The sequence below is a fragment of the Lysobacter enzymogenes genome, from assembly GCF_023617245.1.
Lineage (GTDB): Bacteria > Pseudomonadota > Gammaproteobacteria > Xanthomonadales > Xanthomonadaceae > Lysobacter > Lysobacter yananisis.
In genome coordinates, this window is sequence record NZ_CP067396.1 from 3,045,922 (window position 1) to 3,070,375 (window position 24,454).

The 24,454-nt window shown below is 69.9% G+C and carries 20 protein-coding genes; 12 read left to right on the plus strand and 8 right to left on the minus strand.

Annotated elements, in window-relative coordinates; genetic code table 11:
- Positions 1-19: 19 nt before the first annotated feature.
- On the minus strand, positions 20-1,081 hold the full coding sequence (locus JHW41_RS12710) for a TauD/TfdA family dioxygenase (protein ID WP_250450658.1): 1,062 nt from the start codon (positions 1,079-1,081) through the stop codon (positions 20-22).
- Between the two features lie 42 nt (positions 1,082-1,123).
- Here JHW41_RS12710 and JHW41_RS12715 point away from each other — a divergent pair, with 42 nt between their 5' ends.
- Positions 1,124-1,897: a thioesterase II family protein gene (locus tag JHW41_RS12715; RefSeq protein ID WP_250450660.1), complete on the plus strand. Its 774-nt coding sequence runs from the start codon at positions 1,124-1,126 to the stop codon at positions 1,895-1,897.
- Here the strand turns inward: JHW41_RS12715 and JHW41_RS12720 are convergent.
- The 5 genes from JHW41_RS12720 to JHW41_RS12740 all read right to left on the minus strand — a co-directional run bounded on the left by JHW41_RS12720 (position 1,854) and on the right by JHW41_RS12740 (position 7,312).
- Positions 1,854-3,443, minus strand: a complete 1,590-nt coding sequence (locus JHW41_RS12720) for a PepSY-associated TM helix domain-containing protein (protein WP_250450661.1) — start codon at positions 3,441-3,443, stop codon at positions 1,854-1,856. The two genes, JHW41_RS12715 and JHW41_RS12720, sit on opposite strands and share 44 nt — an antisense overlap.
- Complete coding sequence (locus tag JHW41_RS12725; protein WP_250450663.1) at positions 3,433-3,639, minus strand: hypothetical protein; 207 nt, start codon at positions 3,637-3,639, stop codon at positions 3,433-3,435. The genes JHW41_RS12720 and JHW41_RS12725 overlap by 11 nt, the downstream gene beginning before the upstream one ends.
- 155 nt (positions 3,640-3,794) lie before the next feature.
- Positions 3,795-6,023 carry a TonB-dependent siderophore receptor gene (locus tag JHW41_RS12730; protein ID WP_250450665.1) on the minus strand — a complete coding sequence of 743 codons (2,229 nt, stop codon included), beginning with the start codon at positions 6,021-6,023 and terminating at the stop codon, positions 3,795-3,797.
- A gap of 159 nt (positions 6,024-6,182) precedes the next feature.
- Positions 6,183-6,803, minus strand: a complete 621-nt coding sequence (locus JHW41_RS12735) for a TetR/AcrR family transcriptional regulator (RefSeq protein WP_250450667.1) — start codon at positions 6,801-6,803, stop codon at positions 6,183-6,185.
- Positions 6,800-7,312, minus strand: coding sequence for a hypothetical protein (locus JHW41_RS12740; protein ID WP_250450669.1), 513 nt, complete (start codon positions 7,310-7,312; stop codon positions 6,800-6,802). Before JHW41_RS12740 ends, JHW41_RS12735 begins: the two co-directional genes overlap by 4 nt.
- Positions 7,313-7,615: 303 nt before the next feature.
- Here JHW41_RS12740 and JHW41_RS12745 point away from each other — a divergent pair, with 303 nt between their 5' ends.
- From JHW41_RS12745 to JHW41_RS12785, 9 genes are all read left to right on the plus strand, one after another.
- On the plus strand, positions 7,616-9,844 hold the full coding sequence (locus JHW41_RS12745) for a TonB-dependent receptor domain-containing protein (RefSeq protein WP_250450670.1): 2,229 nt from the start codon (positions 7,616-7,618) through the stop codon (positions 9,842-9,844).
- A 295-nt stretch (positions 9,845-10,139) separates the two neighbouring features.
- Entirely contained in the window at positions 10,140-10,670 is a 531-nt protein-coding gene (locus tag JHW41_RS12750) for an RNA polymerase sigma factor (RefSeq protein WP_241833614.1), read from the plus strand.
- 94 nt (positions 10,671-10,764) lie between these two features.
- Positions 10,765-11,754, plus strand: coding sequence for a FecR family protein (locus tag JHW41_RS12755; RefSeq protein WP_250450672.1), 990 nt, complete (start codon positions 10,765-10,767; stop codon positions 11,752-11,754).
- Between the two features lie 211 nt (positions 11,755-11,965).
- Positions 11,966-14,890 carry a TonB-dependent receptor gene (locus JHW41_RS12760; RefSeq protein WP_250450674.1) on the plus strand — a complete coding sequence of 975 codons (2,925 nt, stop codon included), beginning with the start codon at positions 11,966-11,968 and terminating at the stop codon, positions 14,888-14,890.
- 11 nt (positions 14,891-14,901) lie between these two features.
- Complete coding sequence (locus JHW41_RS12765) at positions 14,902-15,495, plus strand: biliverdin-producing heme oxygenase (protein WP_250450676.1); 594 nt, start codon at positions 14,902-14,904, stop codon at positions 15,493-15,495.
- A 37-nt stretch (positions 15,496-15,532) separates the two neighbouring features.
- The gene (locus JHW41_RS12770; protein ID WP_250450679.1) at positions 15,533-15,919 is read left to right on the plus strand and encodes a YbaN family protein; all 387 of its coding nucleotides are present in this window, start codon (positions 15,533-15,535) and stop codon (positions 15,917-15,919) included.
- Positions 15,920-15,989: 70 nt separating this feature from the next.
- Complete coding sequence (gene exbB / locus JHW41_RS12775; protein ID WP_250450690.1) at positions 15,990-16,709, plus strand: tonB-system energizer ExbB; 720 nt, start codon at positions 15,990-15,992, stop codon at positions 16,707-16,709.
- A gap of 10 nt (positions 16,710-16,719) precedes the next feature.
- The gene (exbD, locus tag JHW41_RS12780; protein ID WP_250450692.1) at positions 16,720-17,145 is read left to right on the plus strand and encodes a TonB system transport protein ExbD; all 426 of its coding nucleotides are present in this window, start codon (positions 16,720-16,722) and stop codon (positions 17,143-17,145) included.
- A complete protein-coding gene (locus JHW41_RS12785; protein ID WP_250450694.1) occupies positions 17,142-17,876 on the plus strand; it encodes an energy transducer TonB in 735 nt (244 codons plus the stop codon). The genes exbD and JHW41_RS12785 overlap by 4 nt, the downstream gene beginning before the upstream one ends.
- Before the next feature lie 82 nt (positions 17,877-17,958).
- Here the strand turns inward: JHW41_RS12785 and JHW41_RS12790 are convergent, their stop codons facing one another.
- Positions 17,959-19,827 carry an ATP-binding cassette domain-containing protein gene (locus JHW41_RS12790; RefSeq protein ID WP_250450696.1) on the minus strand — a complete coding sequence of 623 codons (1,869 nt, stop codon included), beginning with the start codon at positions 19,825-19,827 and terminating at the stop codon, positions 17,959-17,961.
- A 446-nt stretch (positions 19,828-20,273) separates the two neighbouring features.
- Here JHW41_RS12790 and JHW41_RS12795 point away from each other — a divergent pair, with 446 nt between their 5' ends.
- Positions 20,274-21,122 (plus strand): kanamycin nucleotidyltransferase C-terminal domain-containing protein, encoded by an 849-nt coding sequence (locus JHW41_RS12795; RefSeq protein ID WP_250450698.1) that lies wholly within the window; start codon positions 20,274-20,276, stop codon positions 21,120-21,122.
- Between the two features lie 55 nt (positions 21,123-21,177).
- On the opposite strand, the gene JHW41_RS12800 is transcribed toward JHW41_RS12795, so the two are convergent.
- Positions 21,178-23,064 carry a glycoside hydrolase family 9 protein gene (locus JHW41_RS12800; RefSeq protein ID WP_250450700.1) on the minus strand — a complete coding sequence of 629 codons (1,887 nt, stop codon included), beginning with the start codon at positions 23,062-23,064 and terminating at the stop codon, positions 21,178-21,180.
- A gap of 131 nt (positions 23,065-23,195) precedes the next feature.
- Between JHW41_RS12800 and JHW41_RS12805 the strand changes: the two genes are divergently transcribed.
- Positions 23,196-24,446, plus strand: coding sequence for an ROK family transcriptional regulator (locus tag JHW41_RS12805; protein WP_250450702.1), 1,251 nt, complete (start codon positions 23,196-23,198; stop codon positions 24,444-24,446).
- Positions 24,447-24,454: the final 8 nt, after the last annotated feature.

Below are 24,454 nucleotides of genomic sequence, written 5' to 3' on the forward strand. Positions count from 1 at the left end.
CAGGGCCTCGCCACGGCGATCAGCCCGCCAGGCGCTCGCGTTCCAGCCGTTCCAGCTCCTGCAGCGAGAACGGCTCGGCCATCGACACCACGACCTTGCGTTCGCCGTCGAACGGTTCGCGGCCGTGCGCGGCGAGCATGTTGTCGAGCATGACGATGTCGCCGGGCTGCCACGGGAACTTGACCGCTTCCTCGGCCAGCACGCCGCGGATGGATTCGAGCACGCTGTCTTCCAGTTCGCTGCCGTCGCCGTAGAACACGTGGCGCGGCAGGTTGCGCGCATCGCCGAGCACGTCGAGCAGCATCGCCATCACCTCCGCGCCCTGGCTGGAGGCGTGGAACAGGTGCGCCTGGTTGAACCACAGCGGGACGCGCGTGACCGGATGCCAGGCGGTGCCCTGCACCAGCTGTTCGGTGCGCAGCTGCTTGTCGCCGATCCAGTGGGTGGCGATGCCGTTGTCGCGGCAGAACGCATCGACTTCTGCGCGCGACTCGGTACCGAAGGTCTGCTGCCACGACAGGTCCATGCCGGTGCCGTAGTTGCGCACGTACAGCAGGCGCTTGCGCTCGAAGCGCTCGCGGATCGCCGGCTCGATGCGCTGGTGGATGCGGCGGCTGTCGGCGATCGGCGTTTCCCCGCCGACCGGGCTGGCGACCACGCAGTGCAGCCAGATCTTCATCGGCCAGGCGGTGGTGTAGGCCTGTTCGTTGTGCAGCGGAATCGAGCGGTTCTTGGGGAATTCGGTCGAGGTGTACACGCCCTTGGTCAGCTTGGAGCGCTGGCTGGAACCGAATTCGTAGCTGATCGGGGCGAAACCGAAGCCGCGCACGAAGGCGTCGAAGGATTCCAGCCCGGCCACCTCAAAGCCGCGGAACAGCAGGCCGGCGTGGCGGTACAGCAGGCGCGAGTTCAGCTGGGCGATGTCGTGCGCGCTGTCGGCGATCGCCGCTCCTGCGGTGGCCGGCTCCACCAACAGCGGAAAACCTCCGCGCGCGGGATCGAATGCGCGCACGCGCAACGAGCTCAGGTCTGCGGTCGCGGCGGCCAGGGCCGAATCGTCCAGGGGAGCAAAATCGAGCATGTCACCGATCCATATGCCAAAGCGGGCGATAGAATAGGATCAATGCAAATGATTGTCATTTGGATTTATGGAGTTCAGCTGATGCCCGTCACGCAATCTTTGCCGCGTTTGATTTGCTTGCCTTACGCAGGCGGCAGCTGGCATGCGTTCGCGCCATGGCAAGCGGCATTGCAAGGCCAACTCGAAGTGGTCGCGCCGGAATTGCCGGGGCGCGGACATCGCATCGCCGAGGTCCCATTCAGTCGATTGACTGCGCTGGTGGACTGGTTGCTCGACGAGCTCGACGCTCAGTTGGCTGATGATTTCTCGCTATGGGGTCATAGCATGGGCGCGTTGCTGGCGTATGAAACCGCGCGCACGCTCGAACGCCGCGGGCGTCGCGGGCCGCGTCATCTGTTCGTCACCGGCGCGCTGCCGCCGCGCTATCCGCGCCACGCCGAGCGCTATCACCTGCTCGACGACGACGGCCTGATCGCCAAGCTCGCGGCGATGGGCGGGACGCCCGAAGAAGTGCTGCGCGACCGCGATCTGATGCAGATCGTGTTGCCGTTCGTGCGCGCGGATTTCGCCGTCTGCGAGACCTATGCCTGGGATTGCCGCGAGCCCGCGGTGCGCGCGCCGATCACCGCCATCGGCGGCGACCGCGATCCCGACATCGCGATCGACAAGCTGCAGGGATGGAACGATTGCAGCCGCGCCGGCGCGCGCGTGTCGAGCCTGCCCGGCGGCCACTTCTTCCTGCGCGATCACGTCGCCGCCCTGGCCGATGTGTTCACCCGGACTCTGGCGCGGCCGGCGTTGCGCGAACCAGCGTAGCGGCGCGGATCGGGTCGCGGCGCAGCCAGCGCACGGTGGCGATGCAGGCCGCGGCCAAGGCCAGGCACAGCAGCTCGATCGTGGTCGCCGCCCAATCGCCGGCGGCGAGCGCGGCCAGCCACGCGCGGCCGAACATCGCCCAGTCCAGCAGCGGCAGCAGCAGGAACAGCGCGCCGGCGATGCGCAACAGCAGGCTCAGGTCGCGCCGCGGCCGCGCGCTGAGCACGCCCAGCGCGCACGCGGCCAATAGCGGCACGGCGAACGCGCCGATCACCCAGTCCATGCGCGCCGGTACGGCCACCGGCAGCGTCCGCGCCGCCAACAGCGCCGTCGCCAGCGCCAACATGCCGCCGCCGCAGGCGCCCACGCTCAGGCCCGCGATCCAGCGCAAGCCGCGCGGACGGGCGCGCTGGCTCAGGCGCTTCTCCAGCCACAACAGGTTGCCGGTGGCGATCAGCACGCAGGTCGCGATCGCCAGCAGGAAGTACAACAGGCGCAGGCCGATGCCGCCGAAATCGCCGTAATGCAAGCGGTGCAGGACTTCGTTGCCGTGCGCCAGCGCGTTGATCCCGCGCGGCGGCAGCATGCGCAGCGGTTCGCCGCTGTCCAGGCGATAGCTGGCCTGCCCCACCTGGGCCAGCGATCCGTGGCCATGACCGTGCACGGTCAGCCAGGCGTTGCGGTCGCCGTAATGCAGGATCGAGACCCGCACCGGCTCCATGTCCAGGCGCTGCGAGGCGTCGCGGATCAATCCATCGACGCTCAGCGACGGCGTCGGCGCATGCGCGATTTCCAGCGGCAGCGGCGGCGCGAACAGCAGCTCGCGCAAGGGTTGATCGTCGCCGTGCAGGCGGCCGAACACCATCAACAGGTTCAACAGCAGGGTCAGGCTGAACACCGTGCCGGTGAAGGCCATCAGCAAGTGGAACGGCAGCGCCAGCACGCCCAGGCTGTTGTGCAGGTCCAGCCAGCGCAGGCGCGGCTTGCCCCAGCGCGGCGAGAACAGCGCCGACAGGCTCAGTTTCGGCCAGTGCAGCACCAGTCCGGTCAGCAGGCCGAGGAACATCAGCAGCGAAGCCACGCCGACCAGGTAGTGGCCACCGGGCAGATAGAGTTCCTTGTGGAATTCCTCGAAGAACTCGCCCAGGCCGGTGGCCTCCGGATCGGGCAGCTGCGCGCCGGTGACCGGATGGAACGCGGTGGCGCGGTAGAAGTCGCCGGCGTCGTCGTACAGAAAGACCTGGTAGTAGGCGCTCATGCGCCCCGGCAACAGCACTTCGATGTGCGGATCGGCGACTTCGCGCGGCACCCGGGTCGCGGCGAGCACGCTGTCGAGGCTTGCGACCGCGCGGTTGTGGCTGCCCAGGTAGTCCGGCGCCTTCTCCCACAGATCGACCTCGCGCTTGAACATGGTCATGGCCCCGGTCAGGAACACCAGGAACAGCACCCACGAAGCGATCAGGCCCAGCCAGCTGTGCGAGGCCAGCAGGCCCGCCGTGCCGCCGCGCGAACCGGGCTTGGCGGCTTGAGCGGGCTTAGCGGACATAAGCGAACGCGTTCAACAGCAGCGACGGCAACGCCAGCGCGGCCAGGCCCAGCCAGGCGCGGAGCAGGCTCGACGCCGCGTAGCAGAAGTACGCCAGTGCGACCCACAGCGGAAACGAGGCCAGCAGCAGGATCAGCGCCAGCGCCGCCAGCGACAGGCCGGGCAGCCACATCAGGTTGAGCATCAGCGTCGCCATCGTCGCCGCTCCGCCCAGGCCCGCAGCCGCGCTACGTCCCCACACGGTTCGCGCGCCCCCGTCGCGGACAAGACAGCGCAAGGCCCGGCGAAGCCGGGCCTGGGCTGGCGGCGCTGCGCGCGGCGGGCGTCATGGCGGCTTACGCGATGGCCCGATCAGAACCGATAGGCGACCGAGAACAGGGCCGTGCGCGGATCGCCGATGCGCACGCTGGGAGCGAAACGGTCGCCGTCGGAGGCGTAGTACCAGCGCTTGTCGGCGAGGTTCTTCACCGTCAGCTGGAAGCGCAGGTTGGCGTTGTCGCCGACCGGCAGGTAGTACCACACGCCCGCGTCGAACAAGGTATAGGACGGCATCGACCAGGTGTTGTCGTCGTCGCCGTAGCGCTTGGACACGTAGTTGACGCCGGCGCCGAAGCCGAGCCCGCGCCAGGCGCCGTCGCGCAACTCGTAGCTGCCCCACAGGTTGCCGCTGCGCGGTGCGACGTTGGCGTTGGTCTTGCCGATCAGCGCCGGATCCGGATCGCGGGTGATCTCGTAATCGAAATCGGCGTAGCTGGCGATCAGGTTGAAGCCTTCGGTGATGCGCAAGGTGGCGTCGAACTCGATGCCGCGCGAGCGCGCCTCGCCGATGAAGCGGTACTGGTCCAGGCTGCCGGTCGCATCGGGGTTGAACGCCGGGATGTTGGTCTTGCGCAGGTCGAACCAGCTCAGGGTGAACTGCAGGCGGTCGGCGAACAGGTTGCCCTTGAGGCCGGCCTCCCACTGCTTGCCGGTCTGCGGCAGCGAGCGCGGATCGTAGTTGAAGAACGGATGTACGGTGAACGAGGTCGCGCGGCTGGCGTACACGGCTAGGCCCGGGGCGAACTCGTAGGACGCGCCGAGCTGGTAGGAGTTGTCGCTCCATTCGCGATCGGCCACGGCGGCGGCGCCGACCGGCTGGCCTTCGTCGTAGTTCTGGTTGCGGCTGGCCACTTCGTACCAGTCGCGGCGCAGGCCGGCGGTCAGCAGCAGCTTCTCGTTGGGCTGCAGGATGTTCTGCACGTACACGCCGCGGAAATCCAGGTCGGTCCTGGCGCTGCGGCTGAGCGCGGCCGAGCCGGGCGAGAGGTTGCCGTACACCGGCGCGAACACGTTGAACAGCGGCCGCCCGGCGAACACGTTGGCGGTCTCGTTGTCGCCGTTGAGCTGGCCAGCGTCGGTGTCGGTGTAGCCGCCGTCGACGCCGGCGATCACCGTGTACTTCATCCCGGCCGGCTCGAAGCGGCCGGTCAGGCGGGCGTTGTACTGGCCCGAGTCGACGTCGTAGGGCTTGTTGCCGCCGACGTTGCGGATCAGGGTGCCGGCCGGCACGGCGATCCCGCGCACCACGGTGTCTTCGGCGTAGAAGTCGTAGGCGCGCACCTGCAGGTCGTGCGATTCGGTCTTCTGGTAGGTGTAGCCGACCACCGCGTCCCAGTGTTCGTTGAAGCGGTGCTGGTACTGCGCATCGACCGAGTGGCCGGTCGACCAGGAGTTCTCCCACGACTCGCCGAAGCTGCGCGAGCGCGGCGTCTCGACGATGCGGCGCTCGCCGTCGGCGTAGCGGCCGACGATGGCGCCGCGGTCGATCGGCAGGGTTTCGTCGTAGTAGTGATAGCTGACGGTGAGTTCGTCGCGCTCGCTCGGGCGCCAGGTCAGGCTCGGCGAAATCACCGTGCGCTCGACCTGCTTGCCGTCGCGGAAGGTGTCGGAGTCCTCGTAGGAGGCGGACAGGCGATACAGCAGTCGGCCATCGCCGTCGAGCGCGCCGGTGAAGTCGCCGAGCAGATGGCGCTTGCCGTATTCGTCGACGGTCGCTTCCAGATAGCGACGCGGCTGCGCCTGCGGCTTCTTGGTGACGATGTTGACCACCCCGCCCGGCTCGATCGCGCCGAACAGCAGCGAAGCCGGCCCCTTGACGACTTCGATGCTCTCGATGTCGGTGGTCGGATTGCGCTGGTTGGCGGCGAGCCGGCGACCGTCGCGGTAGACGTTGTCGCGGCGGAACCCGCGCAGGAAGAAATCGTCGTTGGTGCCGCCGAAGCCGTCGCCGCGGCTGACGCCGCTGACGTTCTTGAGCGCTTCGTCGAGCTGGGTGACTTTCTGGTCGAGCAGGATCTGCTCGGGCAGCACCACGACCGAGCGCGGGGTGTTGAACAAGGGCGCGTCCACGCCCAATGCGCTGGCGGAGGCATCGTTGTGGTAGCGGGCCGGCTCGGTGCCCACGGCCTGGACCGTGTCGAGCGTGGTCGGCTGGTCGGCCTCGACGGCCGCCGCGGCGTCGGCGGGCGCTTCGGATGCCAGTGCGGCGGGCGAGGTCAGCGCGGCGATGCACAACGCCAAGGTTCGTTTGCGCAAGGTCATCCGCGAGCCTGAAAGCCGATCTGGGGCGCGCATCATACAAATAAATGGGAATGGTTATCAATTGCGAGCCGGTCGGTCGCACGGCCCGCAAGCGACGCCCGTTCCGCCTGGCGCCACGGTTTCCCTGATCGCTTTGAAGCGGCGCGTACGCCGGCGGATTCAAGCCGGCCGCAACCGCTCCAGCGAGGCCTGGGCGATGCTCCAGAACAGGCGCGCATCGCCGAGTGCGCGCGCGGTCAGCATCGCGCCGTGGACGGCGGCCATGAACGTCATCGCCTCGGCCTGCGCGCTCGCGGCCAGGCGCACGCGCCCGCTGTCCGCGCCTTGCGCCAGGGTCTGCTCCAGCCACGCGGACAGGTCTTCGAAATGGCCGCGCACTTCGCTCGCGACCTCGGCCGGGACCGACGGCAGTTCCGCCGCCAGCAACGCGCACAGGCAGATCGGCGGATTCGCGCTTTCGATGCAGGCCGCCCACCACCGGCAGTACTCGCCGAGCCGCTCGAACGGATCGGCGACGCGCTCGCTCAAGGCCTGCAGGCCGCGGCGGCCGGACTCGCGGTGGCGCGCCACCGTCGCCTTGACCAAATCGACCTTGTTCGGGAAGTGGTGGTGGATGCTGGCCTTCCTGACCTGCACCTGCTCGGCGATGTCGGCATAACTGAAGCTGTCGTAGCCGCCCAGGGCCAGCAGTTCGCTGGTGCGCTGGAGGATCTCCTCGGCCTTCGGCGAAGGCGGGGCCTGCGGATCCGAGGCGGTGCGTTTGGACGCGGTCGGTTTCATCGAGAGCCTGTGGTCGAGGCGGCGGATTGCGCCGCCGCGGCATTGCGCTTGTACACCGCGCGCAGTTGCAGCGGCACGCCGACGAGCAAGGCCAGGAACAAGGCGCCCTGCACGCCGAGCAGCAGCGGATCGGTCATCTGCTTGACCAGCGGGTTGCCGGCCGGCAGCCGGCGCAGGGTTTCGCTGACGGTGGGCACCATCAGCAGGAACACGCTCAGGCTCAGCGCCACGGTCTCGACATAGCCGGCCAGGCGCCGGCCCGCCGACAGCGCCGCGGCGCCGTAACCGATCAACAGCGTCGCCAGGGTAACCGTTGCGACGATCGCGCTGACCGGTTGCTTGGCGATCGGATAGACCGTCAGCACGCCGAGCACCATGAAGCCGAAGTAGGCGCGGCCGGCGCGGGTCTGCGGCGCGATCCGGCCGTACCTGGCGAGCATGTAGGCGGCGAGCGGGATCGCGGGCAGGCTGCCGAGCGTGTGCAGCCAACCGATCGGGGAAATGCTCATGGAGGAGTCGCGGCAGTGGGGGGTGAAATAAATCTACCTACCAGTTGGTAGGCAGTCAAGCGCGGACCTTCGCCGCGATGGCGCGCCCTGCCCGACGGCCGCCGCAGGCCGTCGCCAGCCGCCAGCCGCCAAACGTATTGGCGCTGTATTCGCGCTGTATTTGCGCCGTACGCCCTGCCGCCTTGCTCCGTATTGTCTGTATTCATCTTTCTGACTAAGATGCGCGCAGCCAGCGGAACGCCTTACAGCCAGCGATGACGCGTCCTAGCGACGCCGGACATCACTAACGAGCTGGAGGCTCACATGACCACTTCTGCGCTGGCCGCAGCGATTTCGCTCGCCCTGTGCCTGGGCATCGCCGGCAACGCGTCGGCCGACGAATGCCGCACCGCGATAGACCGCACCCGCCTTGCTTGCGCCAACGACGCCGACCCGCAAGCGTGCGCGCGGCGCGCCCTGCCCTCGCCGTGCGGCGAGGAATACGAGCGGCTCAACGCCGCCACCGACGAACTGCACCGGATCACCGTGGTCGGCACGCGCTTCGGCATCGACGTGCTCAAGTACCCCGGCTCGGCCAGCGTGCTGACCGAGCAGGACCTCGACGACTATCCCGACATCATCCAGGCGCTGAAGAAGGTGCCGGGCATCGACACCGGCAACGACGGCGGCCGCGCGATCGGCCAGCACTTCAGCATCCGCGGCTTCGGCCACGGCTCCGAGAGCCGGGTCATCCTGATGCAGGACGGCGTGCGCCGCTCGGCCAACCTGTTCGCCAACCAGGTGTCCGGCTTCGGCATGGACAGCGACCTGCTCAAGCAGGTCGACGTGGTGCGCGGTTCCTCGGGCATCAGCTACGGCGGCGGCGCCATCGGCGGCGTGATCGGCAGCACCACCAAGGACGCCGCCGATTTCCTCGCCCCGGGTCGCGACTACGGCGTCGCGCTGAACTACCGTTTCGACTCCAACGACCAGCGCCAGGCCTATGCGGCCTTCGCCGCCGCGCCGCAGGACCGGCCGTTCGAGGCCTTGGCCTTCGTCAAGCGCGGCAAGAAAGGCGACCTGACCCAGGCCGGCGAGCTGGTCGACGCCACCGGCCGCCACGACAACGTGGTCGACAACGAAGAGGACATCGACACCGCCTTCGTCAAGCTCGGCTGGAACTTCGGCGAAGGCCACAAGCTCAGCCTCAGCCATTTCGACTACGCCATCGACGCCAAGACCGGCTGGAACAGCCTCTACCACGCCACCTTCGGCGCGGCCAACGGCGCGGTGCTGGGCGAGCGTTCGCAGCGCGACACGGTGCTGCGCTACACCCTGGCGCCGGCCGGCAGCCGCTGGCTCGACCTGACCGCCACCGCCTACAAGACCCGCGGCTACTACGAGCGCGGCTACGAGCGCGGCGTCGATCTGTACTACAAGAACCTCGACGAACGCTGGGGCGTCAGCGCGCAGAACCTGATGCGCTTCGCCACCGGTCCGGTCGAACACCGCCTGCTGTTCGGCCTGGACTACGAACACCGCGAGGAAGACGGCATCTACATCCTCGACGGCGTGCGCACCGGCTTCAACTCGATGCCCAACACCTACCGCGATTTCGGCGCCTTCGTGCAGCACGAGTCGCGTTGGCTCGACGGCCGCCTGGCGCTGCAGTTGGGCGGGCGTTACGACCGTTTCGACCGGCGCGTCCAGGGCGTGGCCGAAACCTACGACAACAGCCGCTTCTCGCCGCGCCTGGGCCTGAGCTACGAAGTCGCCGGCGGTTTCGTCCTGCTGGCCAACTACTCCGAGGCCTTCCGCGCGCCGACGCCGCACGAGACCTCGTCCGACGGCCCGCTCAACATCCATTACTGGTACCGGCCCAATCCGCGGCTGAAATCGGAAACTTCGAAGGAATACGAAGCCGGGTTCTCGTGGAGCCGCAACGCCCTGCTGGCCGCGGACGACCGCGTCGCGGCCAAGGCGATGTACTTCAACGGCACCATCAGCGACATGATCCAGCTGGTGGTGGACTACGGTTCGGTGTCGCCGGCGAAGTCCGAGTACGTGCGCTACGAGAACGTCGGCGAAGTCGACCGCGAGGGCGTCGAAGTCGAGCTGTCGTACGACCGGCCGCGCTGGGGCGGCTATTTCAGCTACGAATCGCTGGACATGAAGGACGCCGCCAGCGGCCGCAAGACTCCGTCGGCGTTCGCCGACCGCGCCCGGCTGGGGCTGCGCTGGCGGCCGTTCGACGACGACTTCAGCGTCTCGGCCGACGTCAGCCACTGGTTCGAACCCGACCAGAACCCCAAGACCCTGGTGTCGGCCGGCACCACGTACTGGTATGTGCGCGACGCCTACACCCAGACCAACCTGCAGCTGCGCTGGCGGCCCAGCGTGTCCGGGGTGTCGTTCTTCGACGGCAGCACCCAGTTCCTCGCCGGCATCAACAATGTCTTCGACCAGAAGCGCTTGAATGCCTCGGGCGTGGAGACCAGCTCGCGGACCGGCTTGGGGCGGAACCTCTACTTCAGCATCAGCAAGCAGTTCTGATCGTCGCGCGGGGCCGCGCGGCGCACGCGCGGCCCCGTCCTGCCGGCAAAGCGACGAGACAAGACAGCGGCGCAAGCGGCGACGAAACTTGCGGTTCGTCACGCATCGCTTTTAAGATTCGCGCACTACGCTTGCTGCGTAGCTCCGCTCATCGCACACGTGCCCGCGACCTTTCCGGTCCCCACGGCAGACGGCGCTCTTCGAACTGTGCCGCCGTCATGCGCTTCCAATCCTTTGCCCACCGCGCTGCCGCGCACCCGTGCCGTCGCGCGCCGAACCCGCCGGTGCTCGGGTGATGGCGGGCGCCGGCATGCGCGACTGCGGCGAGGACGAGCGTCCGCCGGGACTGGCGGAACTGCTGATCCGCGAGCGCCCGGCGCTGTTGCGCCTGGTCCAGCGGATACTCGGCGGCGACCATGCCGCCGAAGATGTGGTCCAGGCGGTGTGGCTCAAGCTGCGCAACGTCGGCGACGCCAGCGCCATCGACAACCCGCGCGCCTATCTGTTCAAGCTCGCGGCGAATCTGGCGACCGATTGGGGACGCGAGCGCACGCGCCGCAGCCAGTTGCTGGCCGAGCACTATCTTTGGGGCCCGGACGAAGCGCTGTCGGCCGAGGAGCAGGCCATGGCTCAGGACGAATTGCAGCGCGTGCTGGCCGCCGCCGGACGGCTGCCCGAGCCGACCCGCACCATCTTCCGGCTCAATCGCCTGCAGGGCCTGACCCAGGCCGAGATTGCGCGACGCCTAGGGGTGTCGGTGACGACCGTGGAAAACCACGTCCGCGCCGCCTTGCAACGCCTGGCCCACGCGCGCGCGGGACGGTGAATCGTCTTGGGCAACGCACCGGTCTTGGGTAAAGCGCCCGCTCGAACGTCTTGATCTCGATACCGCCTTCGCCGACGCACCGCCCTCGCCCGCCATGAGCCAGCCGCCCGCCTTCGCCATCGCCGACGCCGAACCCATCCGCGCGCAAGCGCGCGAGTGGATCGCGTGGCTCGCTTCGGGCGCTGCCGACGAAGCCGGCCTGGGCGAGTTCGAACGCTGGCTGCAGCGCCCCGGCCACCGCCGCGCGTTCGAACGCGAGCGGCAGTTGTGGCGCAGCCTCGGGCCCAGGCCCGCGGCGCAAGGCTCGGCGGCGACATTGCGGCCGCGCGCGGGCCGCCGCGGCCGCTGGCGCCCGGCCCTGGCCGCGGCGGCCGTGCTGGTGCTGGCGCTGGCTTCGCCCGAGGCATGGTTGCGGCTGCGCGCCGACCATCGCAGCGCCCACGCCGCCGAAACCGTCGCCCTGCCCGACGGCAGCCGCGCCGTGCTCGACGCCGACAGCGCGATCGCAATCCAGTACGACCGCGACCAGCGTCGCGTCGAACTGCTGCGCGGTCGGGTGTGGTTCGAAGTCGCCGCCGATCCGGCCCGGCGCTTCGCCGTGGTCGCGGGGGATGGCGTGATCGAAGACATTTCCACCGCGTTCGCGGTCGCCGACGACGCCGGGCGCATCGAAACCGCGGTGAGCCAGGGCCGGGTGCGGGTGGCGGCCGCGGCGGACGGCGGCTGGACGTATCTCGATGCCGGCCAGCGCGCCGCGTACGGCCAAGGCCGCGGCGTGGCCCGATTGAACGACGTGCCGGCCGACGGCATCGGCGGCTGGCGCCAGGGCGAACTGCTGCTGGACGACGCCGCGGTCGACGTCGCGGTGCGCGAACTCGCGCGCTACCGCGCCGGCCCGATCCTGGTCCGCGGCGACCTACGCGCCTTGCCCAGGGTCAGCGCGGCCTTGCGCATCGGCCGGCCCGAGCAGGCGCTCGACGCGTTGGCCGCGAGCGCCGGCCTGTCGGTGACCCGGCTGCCGTTCGGCGTGGCGATCGTGCAGCCGATCCCGACGCCCGCGCCGGCGCCGTCCTCGGTGCGCTGAGCGCCGACTCGGCAAAGCGAGGCGCCCGGCGCGGTACCGATCCGCCGTCGCGGCGGCGCCGATTGGTTCGGACGCGAAATCGATCTTGGGGTCGGCGCGGCCTCGCCCGTCTTATCCAGCGAACGTACCCGCCGCCGCCACGTACGCCGCCGTGCCCGCTTGCGCGCGGGCGAGCCGCAACCGCGGCGCCGACTTTCCGACAGGTTTCTTCATGCCCACTTCCGTCCACCCGGGCGCGCTGCCGCGCCCGTCCCGCCTGTGCATCGCCTTGCTCGCCGCGGTCATGGCCGCGAGCGCCCTGCCCGCCGCCGCCCAGACCGGCGCCGCGCCGGCCGCCGCCGCGGTGCGCCGTTTCGATATTCCCGCGCAACCCCTGGTGTCGGCGCTGCGCGCCTACATGCGCCAATCCGGCGTGCAGGTCGCTTATGCCGCGACCCTCGCCGAAGGCGCGGTGTCGACCGCGGTGGCCGGCGAACTCGATGCGGACGCCGCGCTCGCGCAACTGCTGCGCGGCACCGGCCTGAGCGTGCGCCGGGTCGGCGCGGACGCCGTCGCGCTGGAGAAGGCCGCCGCGGTCGCCGGCGATGTGATCGTTACCGACACCCTGCGCGTCGGCGGCGAGCGCGACCTCGCCGGCGGCGCGGGCGTCGCCAGCGACGAAGCGCGCCTGCTCGACACCTATCGCAATCCCGGTTCCAGCCACTACATCGCCCGCGAAACCATCGAGCGCTTCCGCGGCGCCTCCGCCGCCGACATCGTCAAGGGCGTGGCCGGCGTCACCGCCGGCGACCCGCGCACCGCCAACGCGCTGGACGTCAACATCCGCGGCATCCAGGGCCAGAGCCGGGTGCCGGTGATCGTCGACGGCGGCCAGTCGACGATGGACACCTACCGCGGCTACGCCGGCCAGTCGCAGCGCACGTATCTGGACCCGGACCTGATTTCCAGCCTCACCATCACCAAGGGCCCGAGCCTGCAGGCCAACGCGTCCGGCGGCATCGGCGGCGTGGTCGAGATGGAAACGCTCAAGGCCGACGACGTGCTGCGCGAAGGCCGCGACTGGGGCCTGCGCCTGCGCGGCGGCGCCTCCAACGCCAGCGCGCGCGACCTGCCCGCGTACAACGACCTGCCGCGCCACGACCGCAACGCGCTCGGCGGCGGCTTCGGCAACATCGCCGCGGCGGCGCGCTGGGATCGCTTCGACCTGGTCGCCGCCTACGCCTGGCGCGACACAGGCAACTATTTCTCCGGCCGCCACGGCTACGACGATTTTCCGCAGACCCGCCGCACCCTGGCGCCGCTGAACCCGCCGCGCACCGAAGTGTTCAACACCTCGGCCAAGTCCGAATCGGTCCTGCTCAAGGGCACTTGGCGCATCGACGACGCGCAGACGCTGGAGGCGGGCTATCGCCGTTTCGACGGCGAACAGGGCGAGATCATGGCCTCGCAGATCATCCGGGTGAACCGCGATATCGTGCCGCAGTGGGACCCCGGCCGCATCGGCATGGACGCCTACAGCCTGCGCTACCGCTTCGACCCCGACAGCGAACGGGTCGACCTGCGCGTCAACGCCTGGTACACCGACGCCGACAGCCGCATGTACAACGGCCTGACCGGCATCACCCCGTGGTATTTCCAGCGCCGCACCGAGTGGTACGACGGCCCGACCTTCAACACCGATCCGGGCTACAAGGACGCGTACCGGAACAACCTGCGCCAGCAGCGCTTCGGCCTCGACGCCAGCAACACCACCCGGCTGAGCGCGGGCGCCGGCAAGGTGACCCTGGATTACGGCCTGTCCTACAGCGAAGAGGACATCGGTCCGGGCAAGGACTCGCCGATCCTGCACGACGACCTGATCAACAACCGCTTCCTGCGCAACGCGCAGCGCAAGGAATACAGCGCGGTGTTCTCGGCCAAGTGGCAACCCGACGAGCATTGGGAACTGCTCGCCGGCGGCCGTTACAGCCGCGTCAGCGTGCACGACCGCAACCGCCTGGCCACGGTCGCGGAAACCGCGAGCATCGGCCAGTACCGCTACACCGAACTGCTCAACGGCAATCCGAACCTGCCGGCGTGGCGGGCCAAGCGCGTCGCCCTGCTGAACTGGTATCCCGACGCCAACGGCCAGTTCACCCGGGCCTCGCTGCTGGCCTCGCCGTACAAGCGCGGCACCGTCGCCGACATCGCCGGCTGGAATTTCTTCGACGCCGATCCGGCCGAGGACTTGATCGTGCCGGTCAAGTGGAACTGGTCGCAGCCGATCCGCCGCCGCGACAGCGCCTTCACCCCGACCGCCAGCGTCGCCTATCGCTTCGACGACGACAGCATGGTCTACGCCAAGTACGCCGAGGGCGTGAAGCTGCCGAGCCTGTTCGAGACCACGCTGGGCCTGTTCACCGCGGCCAAGCCGGTCGGCGAACTCAAGCCCGAACGCGCCAAGACCCTGGAAATCGGCGCCAGCACGATCCGCCACGGCCTGTTCGTCGACGGCGACCGCGCCGCGTTCAAGCTGGCTTACTTCGACACCCGCATCGACGATCTGATCACCCGCGATTACCGCACCCTGTCGGCCGGGCTGATCCGCAACGTCGACCGCTTCAAGGTCTCCGGCGTCGAGTTCCAGTCCAGCTACGACAGCGGCCTGGTGTTCGCCGACCTGTCGGCGCACTACTACTTCCAGGCCAAGACCTGCGCGCCCGACATCGCCGCCGAGCGCCGCGAGTACGGCCGCCAGCGCAAGATCGCCGAACTGATCGGCACGCCGGACTGCGTCGACGGCGGCTTCGAGGGCTCCTACACCAACACCCAGAACCCGCCGCGCTACAACGTCAACCTGACCGTCGGCCTGCGCCCGTTCGACGAACGCTTCACCGTCGGCATGCGCGCGGTGCACAACGCCGGGCCGATCAGCAAGCTCGACAAGGAATGGAACGTCGGTCTGTCGGCGATCCAGCAGCTGTACCGCGCCGCGACCATCGTCGACGTGTTCGCCAGCTGGCAGGTCAGCGAGCAGTTCGCGGTCGACTTCAACCTCGACAACGCCGGCGACCGCTACTACCTCGACCCGCTCGCGCTCGGCGTGCTGCCCGCGCCCGGCCGCACCGCGCGGCTGGCGTTCACCTACCGCTATTGACGGCCGACCGCATGTCCGACATCGCCACCGAACCCGACTCCAGCACGCGCAGCCAGCGGCTCAAGGCCGCCACCCACGCCACCCACGACCGCCTCGACCGGCGCATCATGGCCGGCGACATTTTCGCCAACCGCGACAATTTCGCCCGCTTCCTGCGCGTGCAGTACCGTTTCCATTGCGACATCGACGGTCTGTACGCGAATGCCGCGCTGGCGGCGCTGGTGCCGGATCTGCCCGGCCGCCGGCGCCTGCCGCAGATCGCCAGCGATCTGCGCGACCTCGGCCAGCCGCTGCCGCCGTTCGCGGTCGCGGCGGTGCGCGCCGACCTGCCGCTGGCGGCGGCGCTGGGTTGGCTGTACGTCGCCGAAGGCTCCAACCTCGGCGGCAGCGTGCTGTACAAGCTGGCGGCCAAGCTGGGCCTCAACAGCGGGTTCGGCGCGCGCCACCTGGCCGCGCATCCCGACGGCGTGGCCCGGCACTGGCGCGGCTTCACCGCGGCGCTGGACTCGGTCGCGCTGAGCCGCGCGCAGGAGGACGAAGCCATCGCCGGCGCCGAGGCGGCGTTCCAGCGCGTGCGCGCCCACGTCGAGGACGAGTTCGCGTGAATCGGCGCGCGTCGGCCGAATCCGCGGAACCGCGCTGATGCGCTGGTTGTGGTTCGCACTGGGTTGGGCGATGGTCGCGCTCGGCGTGATCGGCGCCCTGCTGCCGGTGATGCCGACGACGATCTTCCTGATCCTCGCGGTCGCTTGTTTCGCCCGCAGTTCGCCGAAGTTCGAACGCCGCCTGCTCGAATACCCGCGTTACGGCCCGGCGCTGCGCCTGTGGCGCGAGCAAGGGGCGATCTCGCGCAAGGGCAAACTGTTCGCCGGTCTCGGCATGACGCTCGGCTTCGTCCTGTTCTGGTGGGGCGCGCATCCCTCGCGGGCGCTCGCGCTCGGCGTCGGCCTGGGCTTCGCCGCCAGCGCCGCCTATGTGCTGTCGCGGCCGGCGCCGCGCCCCATTCCACCCGATGCGCCGCGATGCTGAGCCGCGCATCGTCTTTCCTTTCCTGCGAAGGCCGCCGCGCGCGGCCGCTCGCTTTCAGTGCGAACCGACCATGAGCTTGCCTACCGACGTATCCGCCGCCGCGCTGACCCCGTGGCAGATGTACCTGACCGCCGACCCCGTGGTGAAGGCGGTGATGATCGCGCTGGCGCTGGCGTCGGTCGCCAGTTGGACCGTGCTGGTGGCCAAGAGCTGGGAGCTGTCGCGCCTGCACCGGGGTCTGCGCCGGGCCCGCGCGGCGTTGTTGGACGCGGCGCAATTGCCGTCCGATAGCGGCGATCAAGCCCTGCGCGACGGCGCCGCGCGCGACCTGATCGAAGCCGCGCGCAGCGAACTGCGGCTCTGCGGCGGCGGCTTCGATCCGGCCGGCATCAAGGAACGCATCGGCTCGCGCCTGGAGCGGATCGAACTGGCGCACGCGCGGCAATGGCGCAAGGGCGTCGGCCTGCTCGCCAGCATCGGCGCGATCGCGCCGTTCGTGGGCTTGTTCGGCACCGTGTGGGGGATCATGAACAGCTTCGTCGGCATCGCTCACGCCAACGCGACCAGCCTGGCGGTGGTCGCGCCGGGCATCGCCGAGGCCTTGCTGGCGACGGCGTTGGGTTTGGTCGCGGCGATTCCGGCGGTGGCGATCTACAACCACTTCACCCGCGCGCTCGCCGGCCTGCGCGCCACCCTCGGCGACGTATCGGCGAGCGTGCAGCAGTCAGTGTCGCGCGATCTCGACCGGCCGCACGGACGCGCAGCCGCGGCCGTCGCGGCCGCGCGTTGAGGGTCGGGCGATGGCGATCCGCACCGCGCGCCACGACGAGGACGCGCTCGAAGAACACCATGAAATCAACGTCACGCCGTTCATCGACGTGATGCTGGTGCTGCTGATCGTGTTCATGGTGGCCGCGCCGCTGGCGACCGTGGACACGCCGGTGGAGCTGCCGGCGAGCGCGGCGAAAGCGCAGCCGCGCGAACCCGAGCCGGTGTTCCTGAGCGTGCAGGCCGATCTGTCGCTGCGCCTGGGCGAGGCGGCGGTGACGCGCGAAAGCCTGGCCCCGGCGCTGCAGCGCGCCACCGGCGGCGACCGCGAGCGGCGCATCTACCTGCGCGCCGACAAACGCGTGGCCTACGGCGATCTGATGCAGACGATGAACGCGCTGCAGACCGCCGGCTATCTCAAGATCGCCCTGGTCGGCCTGGAGCCGGCGACGCCGTGAGCCCGCGCGCGCGCGAACGCTGGCGTTGGCTGTGCAGCCTCGGCGCGGTGCTGGCCGTGCACGGCGCGGCCGCGGCGGCCGCGTTGTGGTGGTCTGCGCGCGAACCGCTGCAACCGCAAACGCTGCCGGCCGCCGCGGTGATGGTGGAACTGGCGCCGACGCCGCAAGCGCCGCCGGCGCCGCCCAAGCAACTGCCGCCGGGTCCGCGACAGCGCGAGCAGCATCGCGCAGCGACACCGCCGCGGCCACAGCCGCGACTGCAGGCGCCGCCTACGGCCGATGCCGACGTCGAACTGCCGCCGCCCGCGCCGACGCCTGCCCCGCCCGCGCCCGCCGATCCGGCCGATGTCGCCGCGACCTTGGCCCCGCCCGATCTGCCGGCGCCCGCCGCGACGACTTACGCGGCCCCGCAAAGCGTGTCGGGCCGGCGCGACGACGCGGTCGCGCAGTGGCAGAACCTGTTGCTCGGGCATCTGGAGAAATTCCGCCGCTACCCGCGTCAGGCGCAGCGCCTGAACCAGCAGGGCGTGGCCTATGTGCGCTTCGCCGTCGACCGCGGCGGCGCGGTCTCGCAGATCCGCATCGGCCGCAGCAGCGGCTATCCGGCGCTCGATGCGGGCACCCTGGAGACCGTGCGTCTGGCCGCGCCGGTGCCGGCGCCGCCGGCGCAGATCCAGGGCGATCCGGTCGAGGTGATGGTGCCGGTGGCGTTCTTCATCCGCGGCCGCTGACGGCGATGCGCGGGCGTCCGCGGCGCATCGCGCGCAAGCGCCTTGCCTGCCGCCGGTCCGTGCGCAAGACGCTCGCCGCGCGTCAGGCCGCGCCTTCGGCGACGAAGGCCTCGGTCTCGCCGACCTCGCCCTGGCGCAGGCCGCTCGCGCGCAGGTTGGCGTAGTCGGCCGACGTCTGCGCGAGCACCGCCTCCGAGCCCTGCGCGACCAGCCGCCCGTCCACCATCACCAACACTTCGTCGAAGTGCCGCAGCAGTTCCAGCCGGTGCACCGAAGCGATCAGGCAGGCGTCGGCGAACTCGGCGAACAGGTTGGCGTAGACCGCCGCCTCGGTGCGCGCATCCAGGTTCGCGGTGGGCTCGTCGAGCAACACCAGCGAGCTGCCGCGCGCGGCGAGGATGCCGCGCGCCAGGGCCACGCGCGCGCGCTGGCCGCCGGACCAATTCGAGGCCTGCTCGCCGATCGACACCTGCAAAGGATCGGCGTCGGCGGGCAGGAACTCCTTGACCGCCGCAAGTTCCAGGGCGCGGTGATAGTCGCCGGGATCGGGTTGGCCGTGCAGGGACTCGCACATCGCCAGGTTGTGTTCCAGCGAGGCTTCGAACAGTTCGGCCTCCTGCGGGATCAGCGTGGTCGATCCGCGCAGGTAGCGCGCGGCGTCCACCGGCGCGCGGGTCGCCGCGGCGGGGTCGGCATCGTCGGCGGCATGCAGTTCGATGCGTTCGGCCACGTACAGTCCGGCCAGCGCCCGCATCAGCGTGCTCTTGCCCGAGCCGCTGCCGCCGATCAAGGCATAGCGCTTGCCGCGCTGCAGGGTCAGGCGGACATGGTCCAGGGTCGGTCCGGCCTCGCGCCCGGCCGCATGGCGGAACACCAGGTTGCGGATCTCGCACTGCCGCCAGCTGCGCGTTTGCACCGGTTCGCTCAGGCTCGCATCGACCGGGTGGTCGCGAATGACGTCGGCGCTCTGGTAGTTGGCGTACTGGGTGGCGAAGGTCTGGAAGTTCGAGGCCACCGCCGACACCACCGCGCCGGACTGCAGCGCGTATTCCCATACCATGTAGACGTTGCCGAACATCAGCTTCTGCCCGTCGCCGGCCGCGCGCAGCACCAGCCACGCGTACAGCCCGACCAGGCAGCAGCTGAGCAGGCGGCTGGCGACGTCGACCGCGCACCACTTGATCTCGATGATGACGATCATCCGCCGCAACGGTTCGAACACTTTCTCGACCAACTGCCGCAGCGAGCGGATGAAGGGCCGCGCCTGACGCAGCGCCAGCACGCTGGTCGCGTTGCCCAGCGCATCGGCGAGCACCGCGGTGTAGCGGCGTTCGGCGTCGTTGGTCTGGATCGCCAGGCGCACGATCGCGCGGTCGAAGCCGACCACCGCGCCGCAGATCGCCAGCAGCCCGAGCGCGGCGGTGGCGCCGACCATGGGATGGATCGCGATCAACGCGCCGATGGGCCCGATCAGCCGCACCACGCTGCGCAAATAGATGAACTGGTTCTCGGCGAAGGTGCCCAGCGACGAACTGCTCTGGTGCACGCGGTGGGCGCTGGCGACGGAGTGGTTGCCGTCGTGCCAGGACAGCGGGAACGCCAGCAGGCGCTGGGTCAGCGCGGTGGCGACGCGCTCGCGCACGCTCAGGGCGACGTTGCGTTCGAGGATCCGGCCCGGGCCGTGGATCAACCAACTGACCAGAGTCGCGCCGAGCACCGCCGCCAGCCACAGCGCCGCTTCGCCGGCGCCGTCGTTGCCGCGCGCCTGCAAACTGTTCAGGGCCCGGCCGACCAGGTAAGGCACCGCCAGCAGCACCACCTGCGCGCCGATCAGCAGCGCCATCGAACCCAGCAACGCGACGCGGTGGCCTTGCGCCTGATGCCACAGCTCCCGGTACAACTGCAGCACCGGAGCGCGATGGCGGCCCGGCTTCGCGTCGTCACTGTCCATGCGATTCCGACAAGGGTGGCAGGCTACGGCAGGCCACTGTAAAGCACCGGTCGCGAAACACAATCCAGCCGCGGTCCCCGCCGCGCAAGCGTGCGCGCCCTCGCCCGGCCGCCGCTCGGCGCGGGCGAGACAGGCGGCGTCGCGGCCGGCCCGGCCGCCGTGCGGGCCATCCACGCCCGCCCCGCCCGGACCCGCGGCGTGGACAGCCCGGGTCCGGGAACGTAGCCTGGATGCACGGCGCTGCCGGGTCGATCGTTCGACGCGAATCCAGGCGCCGGGGGGCATCTGTCGGGGAAACGCAGTAGGTCCGCACGCCGCGCCGGTTTCGCTGCGCGGCTCCGCTGCGCGCGCCCCGCGGACCCGTCGTTGTCCCGCCATCGCAGCATCGCGCGTTCACTACGGAGCTCAACCGGATGATGGAAAACCAGATGATGGAAAACCGGACGATGGAACACGAACTTCCCAACGGCAGCGAACTTCCCAACGGCAGGCTGGACGACATCTTTTCCGGCCCGCAGGCCGTCGCCGCCGACGAACGCAGCGCCTTGTCCGCGCGGGTCGTCGAGTCGGTGCGCGAACGCTTCGGCGAACACCTGCAGCATCTGGTGCTGTACGGCTCCACCGGGCGCGGCGAAGACCGGCCGCACTCCGACATCGACCTGTGGGGCATCGTCAGCGACGAGCTGTACGGCGCGCAGTTCCAGAAAGCGATCGAGTGGGTTTACGGCCCCGGCAAGATCCTGGTCATGCTGTTCTCGCGGACCATGGCCGAGGCGGTGGCGCGCGAGGTCGACGAAAGCTGGCCGATCACCCGGGCGAAGTTCCTGCATTCGCGCCTGGTGTGGGCCTCGCCCGGCAACGAGAACCTGCTCGCCGAGCTGCGCGCGATCGCCGCCAATCCGGACCCGGAACGGGCCGGGCGGGCGATGGCGGGCATCATCTCGGGCACCTTGTACGAACTGATGGGCAAGCTGCGCAACCGTTCGGCGCCGCACGCCATGATCGCGGGAACCTTCGCGATGCATCTCGCGCTGGTGACCGGACTCGGCGCGCGTTATGCCTACACCACCTTCGGCGCGGTGCTGCGGGAAGCCTTGAACCTGCCGGGCCCGGACGGCGCGCAGGAACTGTATGCGATGGTGCTCAGCGGCGAGCTGAGCGATATCGCCCGGGTGGAAGCGGTGGTGGAGCGCGCCTGGGCCGGATTGTCGTCGTGGCAGGCCGGTCCGGCGTTCACGGCCGCGCTGCAGCGGCGCGTGTCGCACACCTTCGGATCGCTCGAAGCGGTCGCGTAGGACTTCCGCGCAGGGCGAGCGCCATCGCCTCGCCGACGATGGCGCGCCCACCGATTCAGCGCGCCTCTTCGCCCGACATCGCCATCACCGCGTACAGCATCCAGGTCGTGTGCGGAATCCATTGCTCGACCCAGCGCCACTGCTCCGAATCCGGGCCGGGCGCGAACGCGATGCCGGCGCCGGTGTCGCTGCCGACCGCGCCGGTGATGCCGTTGGAGATGCCGCCGACGAACATCTCGCCGGCGCTTTCAAGCACGGTGGGCGGGTTGCTGCGGCCGAAACCGTAGAGCATGCAGATGCCGTAGGGATTGCGGCCCAGGGTCCAGTCGAGCTGGCTCTGCGCATAGCCGGCGCGATCGGCGCTGAGGCCGTAGCCGGCCGCGCCGTGCTCGGCGAGCGCGCGGCCGCCGACCGCCATCGCCGCGCTCAGCGAGGCCAGGCGCGCGCTCTCGCCCTGCCACCAATAGCCGGTTTCGTTGCGGTGCGGGATGAAGAAACCTTCCAGCACTTCGCCCGCGGCCTGGCCGTCTTGCGCCAGCTGGAAGCGCTGGCGGGCATAGCCGTAGGGATTGGCGACCGCATCGGTGATCGCCAGTTCGTGTTTGAGCGCCGCGCCGATGGCGTCCAGCGCGCGTTGGCGCCGCGCCTGTTCGGGCTCGATGCCGGCGTAGGCGGACAGGCTGATCACCGGCAGGCCGGCTTCGGCCGCGTGGTAGTACGGACGGCGGCCGCCGTCGCTGACGAAGCCGCCGTCGGCCTGCTGGCGCGCGATCAGGCTGGCGGCGCGGGCGCGCGCGTCGTCGAGATAGCGCGATTGGCCGGTGGCGTTGTGCAGTTCCACCAGCGCCATCAACGCGGTGTAGTCGTCGATGATGTTCTCTTTGCCGTCGGCGCCGTACTGCGGATTGAACCGGCGCAGGTGCGCGTAGGCGCGCTCGGCGTCGGCCAGGTACTGGGCGCCGTCGAATTCGCCGTGGCGGCCGCTCTGCTTCGCCAGCATCGAAGCGCGCGCAAGCGCGGCGATGGCCATGCCGCCGCCGGCGCGGAACGCCGAGCGATACAGCGCGGTGTAGGTGCCGGCCGCGCCTTCGTAGCCGGTGACCATGCGCACCGCCCCCGGCGTGCCCCACTGGTCGAACACCGTGGTGTAGAAGTAGCCGTCCGCATCGAGGATGCGGTGCAGGTAGTCGGCGCCCCAGAACGCCTCGTCCTCGACCTGGGTCTGCAGGCCGTGCGCGGCGAACAGCGATTTGCGCGCGTGCGCGCCATAGGCCAGCACCCAGGCCGCCATCGAGGCCTGCTGCGGATTGAAATGGTTGGCGTACCCCAGGTGCGACAGGTACTTGCCCTTGTCGCCGCCGGCGTCCTGCCAACCGCCCCAGACGTTCACCCGGCGCGTGGTCTGGAAGATCGGCAGATCGCGGTCGGCGGGGGCGGTGTGGCGGCTGCGCTTGAAGTAGCCGAGCAGCTGCGCGCCGGCGGTGGCGAAGATCGCGTCGTCGCGCACCGGCACGATCGCCGAGCGCGCCTGCCGCTGGTCGATGCTGACCTCGACCTGATACCGCCCGACTTGCTGCGCATCGGAAAAATCGACGCTGAAATAGCGTTTGCCCGGCGCCCACGCGGTGAACGCGGGCAGCGGCTGCAGTTCGCCGCGCTTGATCGGCTTGCCGTCGCGCAACACGGTGTAGCGGCCGTGTCCGGCGTCGCCGGCGTATTCGACGATGGCCCGCTTCGGGCCCTGCCGCTCCAACGCGACCTGGTTGATCTGCACCAGCAGCCGTTCGCTGGGCAGGCCGATCGACACCGTGGTCTTGGGCTTGGACTCCGCGCCGGCGGCGGCGGCCGGGTGCGGCGCGCCAGACAAGGCCAGCGTTAAGGCCAGCGCCAGCGCGGCCAATGCGCGCAGACCGGTAAGGGAGAAGTGCGGCGAAGCGGTCATCGGCACGGTTCCGGATAGACTGGGCACAGCGCAACTTAGCCATGCCGTCGTCTGTCGTCAATAATACTTCACATGGATGTATGAATAATGCGGCAGCTTCCCTCCCCCTCGCTCAACCGGTTTGCACGCCCATGAACCTCGGCCGCGGCGCCACCCAGCAATCCAGCGCCCCCTACAACCGCCGCCTGGTGCTGGACTTCATCCGCCAGCACGGCGCGGCCTCGCGCAAGGACATCCATGAGAAGGTCTCGCTCAGCCCGCAGACGGTCGCCAACATCACCAACGAGCTGGAATCCATCGGCCTGATCGTCTCGCGCCGGCAGAAGGACCTGAAGACCCGCGGCCAGCCGCCGATCGCCTTCGAGATCAACCCCGACGCCGGCCAATCCATCGGCATCAGCCTGGAACCGGGCCGCGCCTCGGGCGCGCTGGTCAATCTGGTCGGCCGGATCGATGCGCGCTGCGAGGTCCAGTTGCAAGGCTGCGACCGGCCGCAGTTGCTGGCCGGCCTGCTGGAGCTGGTGGCGACGCTGCGCCGGCAGGCCAACGCGCGGCTGTGGGGCATCGGCGTGGCCCTGCCCGGCCCGCTCGGCGACACCGAGCTGAGCTTCGTCGGCCCGACCGCGCTGGAAGGCTGGAAGGACCTGTCCATCCTCGACCAGCTGCAGGAAGCCACCGGCCTGCCGCTGTTCCACAGCGTCGACAGCGTCGCCGGCGCGCTCGGCGAGACCTCGTACGGGGTCGCCCGGCACCTGGACACCTTCTTCTACCTGCACCTGAGCATGGGCCTGGGCGGCTCGCTGATCGTCGGCCGCAACCACTACCGCGGCGCCGACGGCAACGCCACCGAGATCGGCCACGTGCCGGTGGTCCCCGGCGGCACGCCGTGCTATTGCGGCAACCAGGGCTGCCTGGAGCGCTATCTGTCGCTGCATTCGCTGGCCGAGGCGCTGGGCCTGGACGACGCCCAGGTCCACACCCCGGAACTGCTCGCCCGCCTGGACCAGGCCTGCGACCCGGCCCTGCAGCAATGGTGCGCGCAGGCCGCCCAGCGCCTGCGCGACGCCGTGTGCATGATCGAAAACCTGTTCGACCCGCAGACCATCGTGATCGGCGGATCGGCGCCGCAGGCGCTGGTGCAGCGCCTGGTCGAACTGGCCCAGCCGCTGCACCGCTCGGTGCGCGGCCGCCCCGACCCCGAGCTGCCGCGGGTGATGATTTCCCAGCGCGAGGAAGACTGCTCGCTGCTGGGCGCGGCGGTGCTGCCGATCCACGAACTGCTGTCGCCGCGCCTGGAAGGCGTGCAGAAGGACGGCTTCGGGGAACTGCAGGCGGCCGAACTGCTCGGCCACCGTCCGGCCGCTGGCGGGCGTCGCATTTAATTAAACTT

What these genes read in the sequence shown, in the direction of transcription:
- JHW41_RS12710 (WP_250450658.1), bottom strand. Translation starts at nt 1,081, where the DNA reads ATGCTCGATTTTGCTCCCCTGGACGATTCGGCCCTGGCCGCCGCGACC.
- JHW41_RS12715 (WP_250450660.1), top strand. Translation starts at nt 1,124, where the DNA reads ATGCAAATGATTGTCATTTGGATTTATGGAGTTCAGCTGATGCCCGTC.
- JHW41_RS12720 (WP_250450661.1), bottom strand. Translation starts at nt 3,443, where the DNA reads ATGTCCGCTAAGCCCGCTCAAGCCGCCAAGCCCGGTTCGCGCGGCGGC.
- JHW41_RS12725 (WP_250450663.1), bottom strand. Translation starts at nt 3,639, where the DNA reads ATGGCGACGCTGATGCTCAACCTGATGTGGCTGCCCGGCCTGTCGCTG.
- JHW41_RS12730 (WP_250450665.1), bottom strand. Translation starts at nt 6,023, where the DNA reads ATGACCTTGCGCAAACGAACCTTGGCGTTGTGCATCGCCGCGCTGACC.
- JHW41_RS12735 (WP_250450667.1), bottom strand. Translation starts at nt 6,803, where the DNA reads ATGAAACCGACCGCGTCCAAACGCACCGCCTCGGATCCGCAGGCCCCG.
- JHW41_RS12740 (WP_250450669.1), bottom strand. Translation starts at nt 7,312, where the DNA reads ATGAGCATTTCCCCGATCGGTTGGCTGCACACGCTCGGCAGCCTGCCC.
- JHW41_RS12745 (WP_250450670.1), top strand. Translation starts at nt 7,616, where the DNA reads ATGACCACTTCTGCGCTGGCCGCAGCGATTTCGCTCGCCCTGTGCCTG.
- JHW41_RS12750 (WP_241833614.1), top strand. Translation starts at nt 10,140, where the DNA reads ATGGCGGGCGCCGGCATGCGCGACTGCGGCGAGGACGAGCGTCCGCCG.
- JHW41_RS12755 (WP_250450672.1), top strand. Translation starts at nt 10,765, where the DNA reads ATGAGCCAGCCGCCCGCCTTCGCCATCGCCGACGCCGAACCCATCCGC.
- JHW41_RS12760 (WP_250450674.1), top strand. Translation starts at nt 11,966, where the DNA reads ATGCCCACTTCCGTCCACCCGGGCGCGCTGCCGCGCCCGTCCCGCCTG.
- JHW41_RS12765 (WP_250450676.1), top strand. Translation starts at nt 14,902, where the DNA reads ATGTCCGACATCGCCACCGAACCCGACTCCAGCACGCGCAGCCAGCGG.
- JHW41_RS12770 (WP_250450679.1), top strand. Translation starts at nt 15,533, where the DNA reads ATGCGCTGGTTGTGGTTCGCACTGGGTTGGGCGATGGTCGCGCTCGGC.
- exbB (WP_250450690.1), top strand. Translation starts at nt 15,990, where the DNA reads ATGAGCTTGCCTACCGACGTATCCGCCGCCGCGCTGACCCCGTGGCAG.
- exbD (WP_250450692.1), top strand. Translation starts at nt 16,720, where the DNA reads ATGGCGATCCGCACCGCGCGCCACGACGAGGACGCGCTCGAAGAACAC.
- JHW41_RS12790 (WP_250450696.1), bottom strand. Translation starts at nt 19,827, where the DNA reads ATGGACAGTGACGACGCGAAGCCGGGCCGCCATCGCGCTCCGGTGCTG.
- JHW41_RS12795 (WP_250450698.1), top strand. Translation starts at nt 20,274, where the DNA reads ATGGAACACGAACTTCCCAACGGCAGCGAACTTCCCAACGGCAGGCTG.
- JHW41_RS12800 (WP_250450700.1), bottom strand. Translation starts at nt 23,064, where the DNA reads ATGACCGCTTCGCCGCACTTCTCCCTTACCGGTCTGCGCGCATTGGCC.
- JHW41_RS12805 (WP_250450702.1), top strand. Translation starts at nt 23,196, where the DNA reads ATGAACCTCGGCCGCGGCGCCACCCAGCAATCCAGCGCCCCCTACAAC.